Below are 3033 nucleotides of genomic sequence, written 5' to 3'. Positions count from 1 at the left end.
TTTGATCAATACTTGCAAGATGTACGTAATAGTTTTAAAGCAGTGAAAATACGCAAACCTGATGCCTCACGTGCCCGTTCTCGGGAAGTATATATAGTAGCGACTGGATACAAACTGTAGTACAGTTGCTTGGCGTTTAGTTGAATTTAAATTAATTGGATACAAGAGGTTAACCCCTTGAGCGATATGGCGAAAAATTTAATACTATGGCTGGTGATTGCAGTTGTGCTGATGTCAGTCTTTCAGAGCTTTAATGGTGGCGAGCAAGTTGATCGTCAAACAAGTTACACTCAATTTGTTAAAGATGTCCGCAGTGGCTCTTTACAAGAAGTTATTATCGACCGCGGTACAGGAAATATTACTGGTACTAAGAGCAGTGGTGAGCGTTTTCAAACAACGATGCCAATGTACGATGAAGACTTAATAAATGATTTACTTAAAAATGATGTAAATGTGAAGGGTGTACAACCTGAAGAACAATCATTCTTAGCAAGTATATTTATTTCTTGGTTCCCGATGATACTGCTTATAGGTGTATGGATATTCTTCATGCGTCAAATGCAAGGCGGCGGCGGTAAAGGCGCTATGTCATTTGGTAAGAGTAAAGCTCGCTTAATGAGTGAAGATCAAATTAAAACAACGTTTGCAGATGTTGCTGGTTGTGATGAAGCGAAAGAAGATGTTACCGAATTGGTAGACTTTTTACGTGACCCTTCTAAGTTTCAAAAGCTTGGCGGTAGTATTCCTAAAGGCGTACTAATGGTTGGTCCTCCTGGTACTGGTAAAACGTTACTTGCAAAGGCTGTTGCGGGTGAAGCGAAAGTACCGTTTTTTACAATTTCTGGTTCAGATTTTGTTGAAATGTTTGTCGGTGTGGGTGCGTCACGTGTACGTGATATGTTTGAACAAGCTAAAAAAGCGGCACCTTGTATTATCTTTATAGATGAGATTGATGCGGTTGGTCGTAAACGTGGCGCAGGTATGGGCGGCGGTAACGATGAACGAGAGCAAACACTTAACCAAATGCTAGTAGAAATGGATGGTTTTGGTGGTAACGAAGGTATTATCGTTATTGCGGCAACTAACCGACCAGATGTTCTAGATCCTGCATTACTTCGTCCAGGTCGTTTTGACCGCCAAGTAGAAGTTGGTTTACCTGATATCCGTGGTCGTGAGCAAATACTTAAAGTACACATGCGTAAAGTGCCATTAGGCGATAACGTAGAGGCGGCTCTTATAGCGCGTGGAACACCAGGTTTTTCTGGCGCTGATTTAGCGAACTTAGTAAACGAAGCTGCACTTTATGCTGCACGTGGTAATAAACGTGTTGTAAGTATGGCTGAATTTGATGCTGCTAAAGATAAAATCATGATGGGCGCAGAGCGCAAAACCATGGTGATGAGCGAGCAAGAAAAAGAAATGACAGCATATCACGAAGCAGGCCACGCAATTGTGGGCCGTATGGTTCCTGAACATGATCCAGTTTACAAAGTATCTATTATTCCACGTGGCCGTGCGCTAGGTGTAACAATGTACTTGCCTGAACAAGACCGTGTTAGTCATTCAAAAGAGCTTTTAGAATCAATGATTTCAAGCCTTTATGGTGGCCGTATTGCTGAAGCGCTTATTTATGGTGCTGACAAAGTAACAACGGGTGCAAGTAACGATATTGAGCGCGCAACTGATATTGCACGTAAAATGGTTACACATTGGGGTTTAAGTGAAAAGCTAGGTCCATTGCTTTACGCTGAAGATCAAAACGAGATGTATATGGGTGGTGGCGGAAGCCGTGCGTCTAGTATGTCGGATGATACTGCTAAAGTAATTGATGCTGAAGTACGCTTGTTTTCAGATCGTAACTACCAAAGAGCAGAAGAAATATTAAAAGAAAATATTGATATTCTTCACTCAATGAAAGACGCGTTAATGAAATACGAAACAATCGATGCTAAGCAAATTGATGATTTAATGGCGCGCCAACCAGTGCGTGAGCCGCGTGATGCACATGACCGCCATGAAGCTAAGCCGGTAAAAGAGCAAGAACCTCAAGAACCAGTTGCTGATGAAAATCAAAAGACTGATGATTCATCAAAAAAAGATGAAACAAACCTTGATGACAAAGCTGAATAATCGTTAAAATAGTAATGAAAGCCCCGAACTTCGGGGCTTTTTTGTATCAGCTATTTAGAAAAAGAATAAAGGTTGGCAATGACTAATATATTAAAGCTTCCCAGAGGACGTACGCTCAATATTGAAAAGCCTGTTATTATGGGAATATTGAATGTAACGCCTGACTCATTTTCTGACGGCGGGCAGTTTTTAGACCCCAAAATAGCGCTAAAGCGCGCAATGCAATTGTTAGAGGATGGTGCGCAAATTTTAGATATTGGGGGGGAGTCTACCCGCCCCGGCGCGCCAGATGTGAGTTTAAAAGATGAACTTGCCCGAGTAATTCCTGCTATTAAAGCGATACGTGAGTACAGTGATTGCGTTATTTCAATTGATACTAGTAAAGCACAAGTTATGGAGCAAGCAATACTCGCTGGGGCCGATATAGTCAATGATGTAAGAGCTCTACAAGAAATAAACGCCTTAGAAACGGTTGCGCAGTATGAAGATGTAGCAATTTGTTTAATGCATATGCAAGGGCAACCTCGCAGTATGCAGTGCGCACCTCATTACGACAATCTGTTTGCAGATATAAATATGTTTTTTAGTGAACGTATTAAAGCATGTGAAACAGCAGGAATTAAGTTTGAGCGACTTATTCTAGACCCTGGTTTTGGATTTGGAAAAACACTTAGTCATAACTATCAAATATTGGCTAAGTTTGATGATTTTAACAAATTAGGTTTGCCATTATTGGCCGGATTATCTCGTAAGTCGATGATAGGTAATTTATTAAACAGAAATACAAATGAACGGTTAGCGGGCAGCTTAGCGGGTGCGTTAATCGCAGCGCAAAATGGCGCAAAAATTATTCGTGTACATGACGTAAAAGAAACCGCAGATGTACTTGGTGTATATCAAGCC

3 protein-coding genes are annotated in these 3033 nt (G+C 41.1%); all 3 read left to right on the top strand.

Features of this window, described 5'->3' with window-relative positions:
- Window positions 1-120: SAM-dependent methyltransferase (locus ENH88_RS22785; RefSeq protein ID WP_304185841.1), on the top strand; the 120-nt coding region annotated here is incomplete at its 5' end.
- Between the two features lie 66 nt (window positions 121-186).
- Window positions 187-2130, top strand: a complete 1944-nt coding sequence (gene ftsH / locus ENH88_RS22780) for an ATP-dependent zinc metalloprotease FtsH (RefSeq protein WP_304185840.1) — start codon at window positions 187-189, stop codon at window positions 2128-2130.
- Window positions 2131-2208: 78 nt separating this feature from the next.
- Window positions 2209-3033, top strand: an 825-nt coding sequence (folP, locus tag ENH88_RS22775; RefSeq protein ID WP_304185839.1) for a dihydropteroate synthase, incomplete at its 3' end; no start/stop codon positions are given.

This window comes from Pseudoalteromonas prydzensis, from assembly GCF_011050055.1.
GTDB classification, from domain to species: Bacteria; Pseudomonadota; Gammaproteobacteria; order Enterobacterales; family Alteromonadaceae; genus Pseudoalteromonas; species Pseudoalteromonas prydzensis_A.
This window is presented reverse-complemented; position numbering and strand designations above follow the sequence as displayed.

Coding starts and splice junctions, on each gene's coding strand:
- ftsH (WP_304185840.1), top strand. CDS start 187: ATGGCGAAAAATTTAATACTATGGCTGGTGATTGCAGTTGTGCTGATG.